Raw genomic sequence first — 2,139 nt, forward strand, 5'->3', positions numbered from 1 at the left:
CCTTTGGCACCGCGAAACCGCTGGACCCAGCGATGCAGGAACGGATTGTCTAATTTTCGTGCGATCGTGGTGGTGCTGAATCCCATCAAACCAAGCACATAGCCGCCAATTTCAAAGTTGCCAAAATGTCCCGTCACTCCAACCGTGGGACGATCGTTTAACAGCGATTTCAAAATGATGCGATTGTCGCGGAACGTCATGTACTCGCTCCAATTCGTCAGATGCAGTCGACGCTGAGCCCATGCGATCTCGCAAACCATCAGGATTAAATGCTGCCACATCGCAAGCGACAAGGTGGATCGCTCACGCGGATCCGCGTTGGGGAAAACGCGAGTCAGATTTTCTTCCGTGGCGCGATGGCGAATTTTCAGCGGTCTCGCTGCTAACCACGCCACTGTATTGGCAAACGCTTGTCCCATGTCCAACGGCAACGTCTGGATCACGGCAACCAACAACCGAACCACACAGTAGGCGGCAAAGTCAATGACGGTCGTTTTGAAACGAAGCAATTTCTGTTTCACAGCGAGTGAATCCGAAGGGACAAAGGGGGAATGCAGAGTTGTTCAAGTTTTGAAGTGTTCGCCCCAGGCTACATGCTGCCGCCACTCTGCGGCTAAGGCGTGCAGCTTCAAGGCTAGCGATTCATTTGAGTCGACTCGTTACGCGTTGCCACCGAATCGACCTGAGGAATCTCGTACGCACTGAACTCGGCCCACAGTGGCATGTGATCGCTGAGCAACAACGCTTGGTCCTCGGTAAGTCCAAGGTCTTTTTGGAAATCGATCACCCCGAATCGCCCAGTATATTCGCGAGTCATTTCACGGTCGATCAAGATGTGATCATAGGTTTTGCTATGCCGCGTGTTGGTCAGCGTATTGCCTGCAATCGAAAAGACATTGGGGATCATTGCCAATTCTTGTAAATGGTCGGCGTCGACGTTCAAATCGCCCAGCAAGATGCAGTCTTCTTCGCCCATCCTGTCGTACTCGAATTGGCGAACTCGCACAAAGACATCATCCAGCACATTGATTTCGTTGCTAGTCGCATTCGGCGTGACTTCGTCGGGATCGGTGTGAGCGTTGATCATCGTAAAACTGAATGGTTTGCGTCCATCACGAGGAACCGTGATCGCTTGGAACGACGCCACCATCGGTTCGCGGTGCATCCGATCGGCATTGTCTTGAACCACGTAGGCGCTGTCGCGGATCATCTGAATTCGTGTTTGATCCCAGACATACGCGTAGCACTCGGTTTGCGAAGTGCGACCGATGGGGGGGCTGACGGTGGCGGTGTAGCGCGCTCCCGATGAATTGATCAAAGCGACGAGTCGTTCGACGGGGACGCTATTTCCGCCGCGAACCTCTTGGATCGCCACCAAATCAAACTGGCTGACAATCTGGGCCAACGTTCCCATCACGTCGACCCCTTCGACGACTCGCGTCGAGGATTTTTTGTCGCCGAACATTTGAATATTGAAAGTGGCCAACCGGATCGTTTCCGTTGACCGCTGGCCCAACGGGCTGAGTGTGACCGACTGAAACGCAGTCCCACTAACCGATTCGCTTGTTGTGACGCTATCAGAACCCGCATCGAGTGCGGATAGGTCGATGCGTCCGGTGACAACCATCACCAACGCGGCGGCGATCCCCGCGAAACTGACTGAAGGTCCGATCCAACGGACAAAAGGGATATAGCTAAGAACCGAACGCGCACGGGAACTCGACTGTTTGCGAGAACGCGAGCGACTGCTCTGTAATAAATTCGATAGTAAGCCCATCCCGGCCTCCTTGCCGATGGTTGCTTTCGGTACGTCGTTGATCGCTCCGCGATCCTAACGTTGCTTCGATTCGTCGTGGTCGTTTTCCCAGGCGGTGTTCGCCCAAGCGGTGTTCGCCGAACACGGTGAAACGCTCACGCCGTTTCCGCGACGCGAAAATAAAACGCTCCCCCCCTGACTACGCGGCGTTACCAATCGTCTTGATCGCTTCCTTGGCTAATCGTTTCAATCGAGGCGGCGCGGCCTCGGCCGTTTTTTCAAGTGACTCGATCGCATTGGCTGCCGCTGGGCCAATCTCTGCCAACGCCCACACCGCGCGTTCTCTCGCCGGCAGGTACATCGAATTCAGCACGCATGACTGC

At 54.6% G+C, this 2,139-nt stretch carries 3 protein-coding genes; all 3 read right to left on the reverse strand.

Annotation, left to right across the window (positions count from 1 at the left end; translation table 11 throughout):
* On the reverse strand, positions 1-521 hold a 521-nt coding region (locus ABX962_RS35185; protein WP_372726320.1), incomplete at its 3' end, for a lysophospholipid acyltransferase family protein.
* 113 nt (positions 522-634) lie between these two features.
* Positions 635-1,777, reverse strand: coding sequence for an endonuclease/exonuclease/phosphatase family protein (locus tag ABX962_RS35190; RefSeq protein ID WP_372726321.1), 1,143 nt, complete (start codon positions 1,775-1,777; stop codon positions 635-637).
* A 178-nt stretch (positions 1,778-1,955) separates the two neighbouring features.
* Positions 1,956-2,139, reverse strand: a 184-nt coding sequence (locus tag ABX962_RS35195) for a hypothetical protein (protein WP_372726322.1), incomplete at its 5' end; no start/stop codon positions are given.

It is taken from the genome of Novipirellula sp. (genome assembly GCF_041583735.1).
Lineage (GTDB): Bacteria > Planctomycetota > Planctomycetia > Pirellulales > Pirellulaceae > Novipirellula.